Origin of the sequence: Streptomyces sp. NPDC051677 (assembly GCF_044453465.1) — a bacterium.
Lineage (GTDB): Bacteria > Actinomycetota > Actinomycetes > Streptomycetales > Streptomycetaceae > Streptomyces.
In genome coordinates this window covers 87,998-101,746 of record NZ_JBITCT010000025.1, presented here as the reverse complement: position 1 = coordinate 101,746, position 13,749 = coordinate 87,998, and the positions used below count along the sequence as shown (strand labels likewise).

Annotated in this window: 14 protein-coding genes and 1 tRNA gene; 10 read left to right on the top strand and 5 right to left on the bottom strand. The window is 70.2% G+C overall.

Annotated features, from left to right (window positions below):
- The first annotated feature begins 18 nt into the window (after positions 1–18).
- Positions 19–1,410, top strand: coding sequence for a hypothetical protein (locus ACIBAF_RS27470; RefSeq protein WP_399466504.1), 1,392 nt, complete (start codon positions 19–21; stop codon positions 1,408–1,410).
- Here ACIBAF_RS27470 and ACIBAF_RS27465 read toward each other — a convergent pair.
- Together ACIBAF_RS27465 and ACIBAF_RS27460 are read right to left on the bottom strand one after the other, a co-directional pair.
- On the bottom strand, positions 1,374–3,050 hold the full coding sequence (locus ACIBAF_RS27465) for a protein kinase (RefSeq protein ID WP_399466503.1): 1,677 nt from the start codon (positions 3,048–3,050) through the stop codon (positions 1,374–1,376). The two genes, ACIBAF_RS27470 and ACIBAF_RS27465, sit on opposite strands and share 37 nt — an antisense overlap.
- A gap of 165 nt (positions 3,051–3,215) precedes the next feature.
- Positions 3,216–3,764: a DNA-binding protein gene (locus ACIBAF_RS27460; protein WP_319337508.1), complete on the bottom strand. Its 549-nt coding sequence runs from the start codon at positions 3,762–3,764 to the stop codon at positions 3,216–3,218.
- Positions 3,765–3,945: 181 nt separating this feature from the next.
- On the opposite strand from ACIBAF_RS27460, the gene ACIBAF_RS27455 reads away from it, so the two are divergent.
- Positions 3,946–4,018: transfer RNA gene (locus ACIBAF_RS27455), tRNA-Ala, on the top strand.
- 70 nt (positions 4,019–4,088) lie between these two features.
- Here ACIBAF_RS27455 and ACIBAF_RS27450 read toward each other — a convergent pair.
- A complete protein-coding gene (locus ACIBAF_RS27450) occupies positions 4,089–4,817 on the bottom strand; it encodes a DUF5324 family protein (RefSeq protein ID WP_399466501.1) in 729 nt (242 codons plus the stop codon).
- A gap of 296 nt (positions 4,818–5,113) precedes the next feature.
- Here ACIBAF_RS27450 and ACIBAF_RS27445 point away from each other — a divergent pair, with 296 nt between their 5' ends.
- Positions 5,114–5,647, top strand: a complete 534-nt coding sequence (locus ACIBAF_RS27445; protein WP_399466500.1) for a peptidylprolyl isomerase — start codon at positions 5,114–5,116, stop codon at positions 5,645–5,647.
- A 171-nt stretch (positions 5,648–5,818) separates the two neighbouring features.
- Complete coding sequence (locus ACIBAF_RS27440) at positions 5,819–6,718, top strand: rhomboid family intramembrane serine protease (protein ID WP_399466499.1); 900 nt, start codon at positions 5,819–5,821, stop codon at positions 6,716–6,718.
- Positions 6,719–6,974: 256 nt separating this feature from the next.
- Here ACIBAF_RS27440 and crgA read toward each other — a convergent pair whose 3' ends face one another.
- Positions 6,975–7,229 carry a cell division protein CrgA gene (gene crgA, locus ACIBAF_RS27435; RefSeq protein ID WP_079661149.1) on the bottom strand — a complete coding sequence of 85 codons (255 nt, stop codon included), beginning with the start codon at positions 7,227–7,229 and terminating at the stop codon, positions 6,975–6,977.
- A gap of 140 nt (positions 7,230–7,369) precedes the next feature.
- Here crgA and ACIBAF_RS27430 point away from each other — a divergent pair, with 140 nt between their 5' ends.
- Genes ACIBAF_RS27430 through ACIBAF_RS27405 form a run of 6 tightly spaced genes read left to right on the top strand, consistent with a single transcriptional unit; the run spans position 7,370 to position 11,614 of the window.
- Positions 7,370–8,194, top strand: coding sequence for a DUF881 domain-containing protein (locus ACIBAF_RS27430; protein WP_399466497.1), 825 nt, complete (start codon positions 7,370–7,372; stop codon positions 8,192–8,194).
- A gap of 22 nt (positions 8,195–8,216) precedes the next feature.
- Complete coding sequence (locus ACIBAF_RS27425) at positions 8,217–8,900, top strand: class E sortase (protein ID WP_399466561.1); 684 nt, start codon at positions 8,217–8,219, stop codon at positions 8,898–8,900.
- 16 nt (positions 8,901–8,916) lie between these two features.
- Positions 8,917–9,114: a hypothetical protein gene (locus ACIBAF_RS27420; RefSeq protein ID WP_319676302.1), complete on the top strand. Its 198-nt coding sequence runs from the start codon at positions 8,917–8,919 to the stop codon at positions 9,112–9,114.
- Positions 9,111–9,749, top strand: a complete 639-nt coding sequence (locus ACIBAF_RS27415) for an aminodeoxychorismate/anthranilate synthase component II (RefSeq protein WP_399466495.1) — start codon at positions 9,111–9,113, stop codon at positions 9,747–9,749. Before ACIBAF_RS27420 ends, ACIBAF_RS27415 begins: the two co-directional genes overlap by 4 nt.
- Complete coding sequence (locus ACIBAF_RS27410) at positions 9,746–10,813, top strand: class E sortase (protein WP_399466494.1); 1,068 nt, start codon at positions 9,746–9,748, stop codon at positions 10,811–10,813. Before ACIBAF_RS27415 ends, ACIBAF_RS27410 begins: the two co-directional genes overlap by 4 nt.
- Positions 10,814–10,858: 45 nt before the next feature.
- A complete protein-coding gene (locus tag ACIBAF_RS27405) occupies positions 10,859–11,614 on the top strand; it encodes a class E sortase (protein WP_399466493.1) in 756 nt (251 codons plus the stop codon).
- A 95-nt stretch (positions 11,615–11,709) separates the two neighbouring features.
- On the opposite strand, the gene pknB is transcribed toward ACIBAF_RS27405, so the two are convergent.
- A complete protein-coding gene (pknB, locus tag ACIBAF_RS27400; protein WP_399466491.1) occupies positions 11,710–13,683 on the bottom strand; it encodes a Stk1 family PASTA domain-containing Ser/Thr kinase in 1,974 nt (657 codons plus the stop codon).
- Between the last annotated feature and the right edge of the window lie 66 nt (positions 13,684–13,749).

The following is a 13,749-nucleotide window of genomic DNA, read 5'->3' as shown; positions in this document are numbered from 1 at the left end:
GTCGCGCGGATCACTGCCGTGGGAGCGGTGCTCTGCGCGTCGTCGGCGGCGCTGCCCGGGCCGGTCGCCGTCGCCGCGCCGGACGTCCCGTCGTACGCCTTCGCCGACGACGTCCGCAACGCCCCGGCGGCGACGGGCACCAGCGACGCCGTACGCCTGGACCCCGGCGCGACGTACCGAAGCTCCCTCCAGAGCCAGAGCCAGAGCCAGAGCCCCAGCCCAGGCCGGGGCCAGAATCAGGAGCAGGGCCAGGATCAGGGCCAGGAGAAGCGGGCGAAGGCCTATTACCGGCTCGAACTCGACGGTGCCTCGAACGTGTACGTCTCCGTGACGGCGATCCCGCCCGCGGGGGCCGCCCTGTCCGTCGGCGACGGGATCAGCGTGTCCGTGCAGGACGCCGACGGCGTCCGATGCTCCAACGACTCGGCCGGCGTGGGCGCGTCCAAGAGCCCGCAGCCGATCACGGCCTGGGGCGCGCGCGAGCTCAGGCCCGGCAAAGGGCTGTGCCAGGACCCCGGCACGTACTACGTCGTCGTCGAGCGAACCGGCACCAACACCAGTACTGGCACTGGCACCGGCACCGGTGTCACGGACCCCTGGGAGCTGGAGCTCGCGGCCGTCTCCGAGGCGCCCGTGAAGAACGCGGCCGCCACGAGCGTGCCCGAGCAGTGGGACTCCGCGACGCCCACGCCGCCCGTCGCCGAGCCGGTGGCCGTGCGGGGCGGGGCAGGCTTCGCCAGGGCGACCGCCGTGCAGCAGGGCGTGTGGAGCGACGAGATCGTCCCGGGGCAGACCCTCTTCTACAAGGTGCCCGTCGACTGGGGCCGGCAGGTGTCCGCCGCCGTCGACCTGGGCAGTGCGGACACGGACTCCGGGTATGTGGTCGACGCCCTGGACCTGACCCTCTACAACCCGGTGCGAGCCGAGGTGAAGGACGCGAGCGTCGGCTTCGGCGGCACCCAGAAGTCGGCCTCGCTGCCGCCTGTGCCGCCGGTCCGGTACGTCAACCGGTACGCGCCCACCGATCCGACGAACTCGCTGCGGTTCGCCGGCTCGTACTACCTCGTGGTGCACCTGGCCTCGCAGGTGGCCCAACGTTTCGGCGAGGGGCCCTACGGGCTCACCCTGCGCGTCCGGGTGAGCGGCAGCACGCAGGACGGACCCGGGTACTCGGCACAGTCGGCGCCGCGCGGGTTCTTCGACGTCGGCGCGCCGGACCCGGAGCCCTCGGCGGGCGGCAGCGCGGCGGGGGGCGGCGCGTCGGGCGGTGACCCGGTGATGCAGGCGGTCGCCGTGGGCGGCCTCGGCGCCGGGAGTGCGCTGCTGACGGTGCTGGGGGTGTGGACGCTGACCGCCCGGCGCAAGGCCGCCGCTCAGATGCGGGCCAGCGCCCAGAACCCCACGGCGTAGCAGACCAGCGCGAGGAGCAGCAGCGGCACCGCGACCTTCGCGGGCGGTCCGGGACGCCCCCGGCGGGCGGCGCGATGACCGCGCCGCCCGCCCGGTGGCACAACCGCCTGCGCGGCGGCGGGCTGCGGAACCTGAGGGTCCTGGGCGGTGTACGAGGCCGTGGACACCTCGGCGCGCGGCCCACGGGAGGGCAACGCGAACGTGGACTCGTACGGGGACTCGTGCAGGGCCTGGTGCTGGGACTCGTACGCAGGCGCGGAAGAGGCCGGCGGATACGGAGTGGGGGACTGCGGAGGCGGCAGGTGGAAGCTGCCGGTGTCCGACATGGAAGGGACATGAGCGGGCGCTGGAGCGGAGGTGGGGGTGGGAGTCGGCGCGGAGTCCGGGGCGCGCAGTGGCGCGGGCGGCAGGGGTACGGCGCCGGCGCCGGGGCGGGCCGCCGCGGTGGACGGTGTGGGAGTCCCGTCCGTCCGGGAGGGCAGGCCGCCCGTGCCCGGGTGGGCCGGATCGGTCGCCCTTCCCGGACCGGAAGGAAACGACCCTGAGGGAAACGATCCGCTGTTCGCGGGGGCCGGATCGGGGGCCGCGTGCGGACGGGAGGGCAGCGGGCCGGTGCCCGGGTGGGCGGGGGCGGGAGGGGTGTTCGGGCGGGTGGGCACGGAGCCCGCTCCGGTTCCTGCTCCGGTCCCTGCTCCAGCTCCAGCTCCTGCTCCGTCTCCTGCTCCCGTTCCCGTTCCGGATCCGGCTCGCGGCCTCGGTGTGGACGGTCCGTCGGGGCCGAATCCCTTGGGCAGCGGGCCGAGTTGGTCGAAGATCTCGATCATCTCGTCGTCCGGGCCGGGCTCGGGCAGGAGCTCGACGGCGGCCGCGAGCGCCTTGCGCGCCCCCGTCGCCGTACGGAAACGCGCCTGCGGGTCCGGCTGGAGCAGGGTGGCGACGACCTGCCACAGCGGCTCCGGCACGCTCTTCGGAGCGCCCGGCGTGCCGTGTTCCGCGAAGTACTGGACGAGCGCCTTGGCGTCCGGCTTGGCGCCCTCCAGCAGATACAGGGCGACCAGGCCGACGGCGAACAGGTCGGCCGGGAAGTCCGGGTCGGCGCCCATCATCTGCTCGGGCGCGAGGTAACCGGGCGTCCCCACCACGAGGTTGGTCTCGGTCAGGCGGGGCTCGCCCAGCCGCATCGCGATGCCGAAGTCGGACAGCCGCAGCCGTGGGCGGGCCGTTCCGGTGGCCTCCAGCAGGATGTTGGCGGGTTTGATGTCGCGGTGCACGACGCCTTCCGCGTGGACCGCGGTGAGCCCGGAGAGCAGCTGGTCGAGCAGGGTGCACACGAAGGCCGGGGGGAGGGGCCCGTAGTCGCCGACGAGGTGGACCAGCGAACCGCCGCCGACGAGGTCCATGGTGAACAGGACCTTGTCGTCGTCGGCGGCCCAGCTGGCGGGCGCGAGCACATGGGGGTGGTCGATCCGCAGTGCCTGCTCGCGCACGAAGCGCAACAGCGCGTGCGCGTCGCTCTGCTGGAGCACCTTGGCGGCCACGTAGCGACGGCGGCGGTGGTCCCAGGCGCGCCAGACCGCGCCGACCCCTCCGCGTCCGATCGGGTCGGCCAGTTCGTACCGTCCGGCGAAGACCTCACCCATGGCAGTGCCTCGCTCCTCCCCCTGGTCCCCGTGTCCCCCTCGGTTCCCCCCTTGCTACCCCCGTGATGAGCGATACGACCCCCGTGTCCTCGCTGTGTTGTGCCGCGCCCCCCGAGCGGCCGACCGCCCGGCTGCCGAACCCCCTTCGGCGACCGGGCCGACGGCTCAGCTCTGGTGGGACTGGTAGTGCGTGACCGCGTCGGAGGTGCGACCGGCGCCGTACACCCGGAGGAACTCTGCCAGTTCCGGGTGGGTCGGGGCGAGGGTGTCGGCGGCGTCGATGATGTCGCCGGCGGCGGCCACCGAGCGCAGCAGCGACTGGATCTCGCGGACGACCCGCTTGACCGTGGGCGCTCCCGAACTGCTCGTCGTCTGCGTGGTGTTGCTGAGCACGGAGCCCCCCTGCGACCGCTTGATCTCGTCCATGCGCTCGGTCGCCTCGGCGGCGCTGACGCTGCCGTCCGCGACCTGCGCCGCCAACTCCTGGAGCAGCTGCACCCGCTGCACCACCGCCGGGTTGCCGATCTTCGCCCGCTGACCGCTCATCAGCTGCGACAGCATCGGCGCCGACAGTCCCAGTACCCCCGCGAGACGAGCCTGGTTGAGACCAAGATCGTCGATGAGCTTACGGAAGAGCGCCCCCAGCGGCTCCCCGTACCAGTTCCGCTGCAGTTCCCGCGCTCTCGCGGTCGCTTCCTGCTGTGCGGCGTCCATTGCGTCTCCCCATCGCTTCCCCAGAAACCGCGGTTCGCTGTAGCGAACCACGTCCGAGCATCTTACGGAGAGTGGTCATCCGCGGGGAGCCCAATCTTTTTGCGAGATACCCCGGGTGACCCGGTACTCTGGTCTGCGGCGCCCGCCGGTGCGAGATACTTCCGGCCGGACGTCCCCTTCCGGGGCCTTAGCTCAGTTGGTAGAGCGCTGTCTTTGCATGGCAGATGTCAGGGGTTCGACTCCCCTAGGCTCCACGCACAAGACCCCTCCCACCTGCGGAAACGCAGACGGGAGGGGTCTTTTTCGATGTGCGGGCGGTACCGCTCAACTACGGTCCTCGCGGTTCGCCGCCTCGTTCTCGGTGTCCTTCTCGGCCTCCTTGGCCTGTACCTCGGGGTCGAGGGCCGACGGGTCGGCGCTGCCGTCCACCGCGGTCAGGCCGCCTGCGGCGGGTACCTCGGTGGCCGCCGGCGGCTCGACGAGCCAGTCCGGGTTGGCCTGCTTGTCCCACCACTTCCAGGCCGCGTAGGCGCCGCCGGCCACGGCGCCGAGCACGGCCAGTGCCCTGGCGAGCCGCCCCGTCTTGGCCCGACGCCGGTGCTTGCGCGCCAGCCTCTCGATCTCCTTCGGCGTCACCTGACCGCGCAGGGCGGCCAGCGCGGCGACGCCACGGGCGGCGGCCTCGTCCTTGACGGGCCCGGCCGCGGCCACCGCCTGCTCGATCCGCGGTCGCGAGTAGTCGGCGGCCTGCCGGGCCGCCAGGCGGGTATGGGCGGCCGCTTCCTGCGCGGCCAGGTCTACCTTCGGCGGGACATGCGTCTTCGCCTGTTCCATCGCGTGTTCCAGACGCGGGGCGACATGGGCGTCGTACTGGACGCGGGCCTGTTCAGCGGCCTGCGACACCTTGGGCGCGAGCCGTACGCGGGCCTCATGCGCGTAAAGCGCGGCCCGCTCCTTGGCCGTGTCGGCGTAGGGCGCCACCACTTCCGCGGCGTGCAGCACGCTGTCCTTCGCCGAGCCGGTCGCGGCGCGCACGCTGTCGATGCGGGTCACGGGATCCTCCTCCTCGGTGGCGTACGGTATTTCGACTTTCCACCCTTTTACGGATCATGCCTGCCGTGCGCCGTCCCGGCATGTGTGGACGGGCATACGGTGGACGGGCATATCGTCGACAGGCCGACAAAACCGACGATGCCACGGATTGGCCCCGCCCGCTCCCGTCCGGGGCGAGTCGAGTGCATTTCCGTACCCGAAGCGACGGTTCCGGTGCAGGAACGGGCGGTACGCCGGCGTACCGCGCCGAGCGTGCGAGGATCGGGGGGTCACAGGAAGACAACGGAAGGCAGATCGTGGCCGAGCAGCTGTACGCCACCCTGAAGACCAACCACGGCGACATCGAGGTCCGGCTCTTCCCGGACCACGCCCCGAAGACGGTCAAGAACTTCGTCGACCTCGCCACCGGCGGGCGCGAGTGGGTCAACCCGGAGACGGGCGTGAGGTCCTCGGACAAGCTCTACGACGGCACGGTCTTCCACCGGGTGATCAGCGGATTCATGATCCAGGGCGGTGACCCGCTGGGCAACGGCACCGGCGGCCCCGGCTACCAGTTCGAGGACGAGTTCCACCCCGACCTGCGGTTCGACAGGCCCTACCTGCTGGCCATGGCCAACGCCGGTCCGGGCACCAACGGCTCGCAGTTCTTCATCACCGTCTCCCCGACGGCCTGGCTGAACCGCAAGCACACCATCTTCGGCGAGGTCACCGACCCGGCCGGCCAGAAGGTCGTGGACGCCATCACGGCCGTCCAGACCAACCCGCGCACCGACCGTCCGCTGAAGGACGTCGTCATCGAGTCGGTCGCCGTCGAGACCCGCCAGGTCTGAGGCGGAGACGCGCCAGGTCCGAGGCGGAAACGCCCCTGGCGAACCGTGGGGAACCCGGGAACCTAACGCCCTGCTCGTCCGTCAGGATGTGCAGGGCGGTTCCTTTCCGACCACGACCCCGATCAGATCACGACTCCGATCACGACCTCTTCCACTTGTTTAGGGGAGCCCATGGACCAGGCGCCTGGCAGCCGGCAGGACGACGCGCACAGCGGCCTGCCCGTCTGCTACCGGCACCCCGACCGGGAGACCGGCATTCGCTGCACCCGCTGCGAGCGCCCGATCTGCCCCGAGTGCATGGTCAGCGCCTCCGTCGGATTCCAGTGCCCCTCCTGCGTCCGCGAGGGCTCCGGCACGGGGCACCCGCCCAGCGCCTCGCAGCCCCGCACGCTCGCGGGGGGCACGGTCGCCGCCGACCCCCACCTGCTCACCAAGATCCTCATCGGCCTGAACGCGGCGATGTTCGTCCTTCAGCAGGCCGTCGGCGACAGTTTCACCGACCGGTTCGACATGATCGGCCGCGCGATCATGCCCGCCCTCGGGTACGGCGAGCTCCAGGGCGTCGCCGAAGGGCAGTGGTACCGGCTGCTGACCTCGATGTTCCTGCACGGCAGCATCATCCACATCCTGTCCAACATGCTCAGCCTGTGGTGGATCGGCGGCCCGCTCGAAGCGGCCCTCGGCCGGGCCCGGTTCCTGGCGCTGTACCTGGTCTCCGGTCTCGCCGGCAGCGCGCTGACCTACCTGATCGCCGAGCCCAACCAGGCCTCGCTCGGCGCCTCCGGGGCCATCTTCGGTCTGTTCGGCGCGCTCGCCGTGCTGGTGCGGCGCCAGCGCCTCGACATGCGGCCGGTCATCGCCCTGCTGGTGATCAACCTGGTCATCACGTTCGGGTGGAGCGGTATCGCCTGGCAGGCGCACATCGGCGGCCTGGTCGCCGGCGTCGTCATCGGCGCCGCCATGGTCCACGCCCCACGCGAGCGCCGTGCCCTCGTGCAGTACGGGACCTGCGCGCTGATGCTGGCCGCCGTCGTGGTCGTGACGCTCCTGAGGACCGCTCAGCTCACCTGAGCGCGCCGTTGTCCACAGTCTGTGTCGAATCTTGTGCACAACGTGCGGGAACAGCTGCGCCCCCTGCCATCGACCCGCGTTCGCGCAGGTCAGGCAGGGGGCGAACAGTTTTTCGAGTGAGGGTGACGGCCGGTAGTTACGTCACACCGGCGTCAACCTCCGATGAGTTATCCACAGATCGTCTTTCTTTTCCCCATGTGGAAAACCGCTGTGGATAACTCAGTGGATAGCCCTGGGCAGAGCTACCGGGCGTGCCCTACTTCCACTGTGTGGAGACGCCGAAGCCGGCCGCGATGAACCCGAAGCCCACCACGATGTTCCAGTTGTCGAGCTGGTCGATCGGCATCGAGCCGTCGGTGACGTAGAAGACCACGATCCAGGCGAGCCCGATCAGGAACATGGCCAGCATCACGGGCGCGACCCAGGCACGGCTGTTCAGCTTGATGGCGGTCGCCTGCTTCGCCGGGGGCGGCGTGTAGTCGGCCTTCTTGCGGATACGTGACTTCGGCACGAGGGTCTCTCCTGTCGATGCGCTGCGTGGCCGCGCAGGTGCTGGGTCGGGCTCGGGGGCTGCGTACTAGGGGACTGAGGGGCTCCCCCGGGCGTCCGTTAGCGTAGTGCTTCTACGGCGCCGAAGGAGATAAGGGTACGTTGAGCAATTCTGCCGACTCTCCCGGGACGGGTACAACGGGTTCCGCCCCCGCCTCCTCCCCCGATTCCGGCGATTCCGGCGATTCCGGACGCCGGGGCGGCTTCCGGCCCGTTCGGGTGCTCACCGTCGGTGTCTTCGCTCTCGCCGGCCTCCTCTTCTTCACCAGTTTCAACACCGCCAAGGGCACCAACATCCGCACGGACGCCTCCCTGCTGAGGCTGTCCGACCTCATCGAGGAACGCAGTCAGAAGAACGGCGAGCTCGACGAGGCGAACGGCGCCCTGCGCGACGACGTGGAGTCCCTGGCCGAAGCCGACGACGGCAGCACCAAAGCCCAGGACGACAAGCTCGCGGGACTGGAGAAGAACGCCGGCACCCAGAAGCTCAAGGGCAAGGCCGTCACGGTCACCCTCAACGACGCGCCGCCGAACGCCACCGCCAAGCTCCCCGGCTACCCGGAACCCCAGCCCGACTACCTGGTCATCCACCAGCAGGACCTCCAGGCCGTGGTGAACGCCCTCTGGCAGGGCGGCGCCCAGGGCATCAAGGTCATGGACCAGCGGCTGATCTCCACCAGCGCCGTCCGCTGCGTCGGCAACACCCTGATCCTCCAGGGCCGCGTCTACTCACCCCCGTACAAGATCCAGGCGGTCGGCGACCCGGAGAAGCTCCAGCAGGCGCTGGCGGACTCCCCGGCGATCCAGAACTACATGGTCTACGTGAACGTGTACGGCCTCGGCTGGAAAGTCACCGAGGACGGGACGGTGACTCTGCCGGGCTACTCGGGCACAGTGGATCTGCACTACGCCAAGCCTGTGAAGTAGCCGCTGGGGGGCGCCTGTGTCGGTGCGGGTGATCGTCAGGACGTTCAGCGAGCTGTGCATCACCGTAGGCGCCGTCATCGTCCTCTTCGTCGTCTACGTGCTGTTCTGGACCGGCGTCCAGGCCGACCGCGTCATGGACGACCAGATCGACGACCTGCACGACCAGTGGGCCCGGCAGAGCGCAGGCCCCGCCCCGAGCGCGAGCCCCGCCGCCACCGCGCAGCCGGCGCCGTACCGCAGCGGCCGGCCCTTCGCGGTGATGTACATCCCGCGCCTTGGTTTCACGTGGAACAAGCCGGTCCTCGAAGGCACGGCGACCGGCACCCTGAAGAAGGGGCTCGGGCACTACGCCGGGACGGCGCGCCTCGGGCAGACCGGGAACTTCTCCGTCGCAGGTCACCGCCGTACCTACGGCGACCCGTTCAAGGACTTCCCTAAGCTCAGGCGCGGGGACGCGGTGGTGCTGACGGACGGCACGACCTGGTTCACGTATCGGATCGACAAAGGCCCTTACAAAACCGTGCCCTCGGACGTCGAGGTGATCGACGCTGTGCCACGTAAGTCGGGGTACACGCGTCCGGGCCGGTACCTGACGTTGACCACGTGCGATCCGGAATGGGGGCACAGTCACCGGCTGATCGTCTGGGCGCACCTGGACTCCACACAGCCTGTGGAGGCAGGCGAACCGAAGGCTCTCCGCCGTTAGTCTGGTGGCGTACGGCGTGAGTCAGGTGCCGTGGTGCGACGGAAGGGACGGCATGTACGGCTGGATCTGGCGGCATCTGCCGGGAAACGCGTGGGTGAAGGCGCTGCTCTCGATCGTGCTGGTCGTCGCCGTGGTGTACGCGCTGTTCCAGTACGTCTTCCCATGGGCCGAACCGCTGCTTCCCTTCAACGATGTGACGGTGGACAACCAGTGAGCGCGCGCATTCTCGTCGTCGACAACTACGACAGCTTCGTCTTCAACCTGGTCCAGTACCTGTACCAGCTGGGCGCCGAGTGCGAGGTCCTGCGCAACGACGAGGTCTCCACGGCCCACGCCCAGGACGGCTTCGACGGCGTCCTGCTGTCCCCGGGCCCGGGCACGCCCGAGGAGGCCGGCGTCTGCATCGAGATGGTCCGCCACTGCGCGACCACCGCCGTCCCCGTCTTCGGCGTCTGCCTCGGCATGCAGTCGATGCAGGTGGCGTACGGCGGTGTCGTGGACCGGGCGCCGGAGCTGCTGCACGGCAAGACCTCGCTGGTGGAGCACGGCGGCAAGGGCGTCTTCGCGGGCCTGCCGACGCCCTTCACCGCGACCCGCTACCACTCGCTGGCCGCCGAGCCGCAGACGGTCCCGGCCGAGCTCGAGGTCACCGCGCGTACGCACGACGGGATCATCATGGGCCTGCGCCACCGTGAACTGCCCGTCGAGGGCGTGCAGTTCCACCCGGAGTCGGTGCTGACCGAGCACGGGCACCGGATGCTGGCCAACTGGCTGGTGGAGTGCGGCGACCAGGGCGCGGTGGCGAGGTCGGCGGGGCTCGCCCCGGTGGTGGGCAGGGCCACGGCGTGACCGCGCTGCGCCCCGAGCGCGAGGACTCGTACGGCACCGCGCCGTACGAGTCCTTCGGCGGTGATCAGTACGGCGCCGGGCCCGGGCCCTATGCGGGGGAGCCGTACCTGCCGCCCATCGACGAGGAGACGGTGGCGCTGCGGATACCGCCGTCGCCGGCGTCCACGCTCGGCGGCGAGTCCATATCGGCCTCTGGCGTCCCAGGAGCCTCTCCCGCCCCTGGATCCCCGGCCGGTGGCCGCGCGGCCCGCAGAAAGGCCGCCAAGGGCCGCCGTGGGCGTCATGGCGGTCCCGGCGAGGTGGCCGAGTCGTACAACGGGGCCGACGCGCCGGCGCAGGACGAGCGGCCGCTGTCGCGCGTCGAGGCCCGCCGCCGGGAGCGGGCCCGCAAGCCGAGCGCGGCCGTGGTCGCCAGCCGGGCGGTCGGCGAGGTGTTCATCACCACGGGCGTGCTGATGCTGCTGTTCGTCTCCTACCAGCTGTGGTGGACGAACGTGCGGGCCCACGCGCAGGCCGACAAGGAGGCGAGCAGCCTCCAGGACGACTGGGCCAGCGGCAAGGGCGCCCCCGGGGTGTTCTCGCCGGGGCAGGGCTTCGCGATCCTCCACATCCCCAAGCTGGACGTGGTGGTGCCGATCGCCGAGGGCGTCAGCAACAAGAAGGTGCTCGACAAGGGCATGGTCGGGCACTACGGCGAGGGCGCGCTGACGACGGCGATGCCCGACGCGAAAACCGGCAACTTCGGGCTCGCGGGCCACCGCAACACGCACGGCGAGCCGTTCCGGTACATCAACAGGCTGCAGGCGGGCGACGAGATGGTCGTCGAGACGCAGAACGAGTACTTCGTCTACAAGATGACGTCCTCGCTGCCGGTGACCGCGCCGAGCAACACGAGCGTCCTCGACCCGGTCCCGCCGGGCTCCGGGTTCACCGGCCCGGGCCGGTACATCACGCTCACCACCTGCACCCCGGAGTTCACCAGCAAGTACCGCTTGATCGTCTGGGGCAAGATGGTCGAGGAACGGCCGCGCAGCAAGGGCAAGCCGGATGCGCTCGTCGAGTAGGCGGGCAAGCGAGTAGGCGTGCAGTCGAGTAGGGGCAGAGTGAACGTGGCAGCGACCACCGGCGACACCGAGCACGAAGAGCACGCGCGCGTGGACGCGTCCGAGCCCCCGCCGCGGCGCCGCGCGGGCGGCCGGATCGCGCTGGCCGTCAGCGTCTTCGGTGAGCTTCTCATCACGGCCGGCCTGGTGCTCGGCCTGTTCGTCGTCTACTCCCTGTGGTGGACCAACGTCGTCGCCGACCGGCACGCCGACCGGCAGGGCGACAAGGTGCGCGACAACTGGGCGCAGGAGGACACCGGCCCCGGGGCGCTCGACACCAAGGACGGCATCGGCTTCCTCCACGTGCCCGCGATGAAGAACGGCGAGGTGCTGGTCGAGCAGGGCACCTCGTCGAAGATCCTCAACGAGGGCGTCGCCGGCTACTACACCGACCCCCTCAAGGCCGTCCTCCCGACGAGCGGCAAGGAGGGCAACTTCACGCTCGCCGCCCACCGCGACGGCCACGGCGCGAAGTTCCACAACATCGACAAGGTGGAGAAGGGCGACCCGATCGTCTTCGAGACGCGGGACAACTGGTACGTCTACAAGGTGTACGCGGTCCTTCCCGAGACCTCGAAGTACAACGTCGAGGTCCTCGGCCAGATCCCCAAGGAGTCCGGCAAGAAGAAGGCCGGCCACTACATCACCCTGACCACCTGCACGCCGGTGTACACGAGCCGCTACCGGTACGTGGTGTGGGGCGAGCTGGAACGGGTCGAGAAGGTCGACGCGGACCGCACGCCGCCGAAGGAACTCGGCTGAGCCGACCTGAGCCGATCTGAGCCGACCGAGGCTCGGCAAGAGCGTGGGCCCCACCGGAGGTTTCCGGTGGGGCCCACGTCGTTCACCGCACGGGGCTAACCCTGGCTGCCTCCGAAGCCGCCGCCGTTGCCGCCGTTGTTGTTCTTGAAGGCGATCAGATTGACCGTCTGCCCCCTGTTGACGGTGCTGCCGGGGGCCGGGTCCGAGCTGATGACCTGGGCGTCGTCGTCCGAGGAGCCCGCGATCTGGCCGACGTTCAGGCCCGCGTCCTGCAGCGCCCTCTTGGCGTCCTTCACGCTCATGCCCTGGAGGTTGCCCGGCACCTGGGTCTGCTGGGGCTGGCTGCTCTTGCCGATCTGGATCTGGACCGTGGAGCCCTTGTCGGCCTGGGATCCGATGGACGGGACGGTCTGGATGACCTTGCCGACCTGGTTCGGGTCCTGGGTGTCGACCTCGACGCAGTTGCCCTGCAGGTCGTTCTGCTGCATCTGCTGCTTGGCCTGGTCACAGCTCTTGTTGGAGACGTCGGGGACGGTCGCCTTCTCCTCGGCCTTGGCGATGGTGAGGGTGATGGTCGTGCCCTTCTCCACCTCTTCGCCGAGCCCCGGTTTCTGCTCAAGGACGGTGCCGGCCTCCTCGGTGGAGACCTCTTCCTTCGTCTCCACGACGAACTGGTACTTGTCGCCCTCCAGGAGCGTCTTGGCCTCGTCCTGGGTCTTGCCGAGGACACTCGGCACGACCACCTTCGGCGCGCCCGTCGACACCACCAGGTTGACCGTGTCGCCCTTGTTGACCTTCTGGCCGAACGCCGGGTCCTGCGAGCAGATGTTGTTCTTGGCGGTGCTCTCGCAGGCCTTCTGGGTGAAGACCGCCTTCAGGTCGACGTTCTTGGCCATCGTCGTGGCCTCGGCCTGCGTCTTGTTCACGAAGTTCGGGACCGCGAACGGCTTGTCCGCGGCGCCGTCGCCCGTGAACACCCACTTGCCGATCAGGATCGCGCCGACGAGCACCAGCACCGCGGCGAGGACCAGCAGGATCGTCGAGGCGTTCGACTTCTTCTGACGGCGCCGGGCGGGACGGTCGTCGTAGCCGTAGCCGCCGTCGTCCGGGTTCATGGGCGGCAGCATCGACGTGGCGCCGGCGTCCGCGGAGCGCATGGCCGTGGTCGCCTGGTCGTCGCCGTACCCGCCGTAGCCGACCGAGCCCATCGCCGCCGTCGCCGCGACCGGCTGGCCGTCGAGGCAGGCCTCGATGTCCAGGCGCATCTCGTCGGCCGACTGGTAGCGGTAGTTCGGGTCCTTGACCAGCGCCTTCAGGACGATGGCGTCCATCTCGGGGGTGATCTCGGGGTCGAAGACGCTCGGCGGCTGCGGTTCCTCCCGGACGTGCTGGTACGCCACCGCGACCGGGGAGTCCCCCACGAACGGCGGCCGTACCGTCAGCAGCTCGTAGAGCAGACAGCCCGTCGAGTACAGGTCGGAGCGCGCGTCGACCTGCTCGCCCTTGGCCTGCTCCGGCGAGAGGTACTGGGCGGTGCCGATGACCGCGGACGTCTGCGTCATCGTCATGCCGGAGTCGCCCATCGCGCGGGCGATGCCGAAGTCCATGACCTTGACCTGGCCGTTGCGCGTCAGCATGACGTTCGCCGGCTTGATGTCGCGGTGGACGATGCCGGCTCTGTGCGAGTACTCCAGGGCCTGGAGGATGCCGATGGTCATCTCCAGCGTCCGCTCCGGCAGCAGCTTGCGGCCGGAGTGGAGCAGCTCGCGGAGCGTGGAGCCGTCGACGTACTCCATCACGATGTACGGGATCGAGACCCCGTCGATGTAATCCTCGCCCGTGTCGTAGACCGCGACGATCGCGGGGTGGTTCAGCGAGGCGGCAGACTGGGCCTCCCGGCGGAACCGGGCTTGGAAGGAAGGGTCGCGCGCGAGGTCCGCGCGCAGCGTCTTCACCGCCACGGTGCGGCCGAGGCGGGTGTCATGCGCGAGGTAGACCTCGGCCATGCCACCACGGCCGAGCACATGGCCCAGCTCGTACCGGCCGCCGAGGCGACGCGGCTCTTCCATAGCTACCTACCAGCCCTCTCCGTCGGTCCCGACCGGCACACGTGTGCGGCCGGAGGCTGCCGTCCG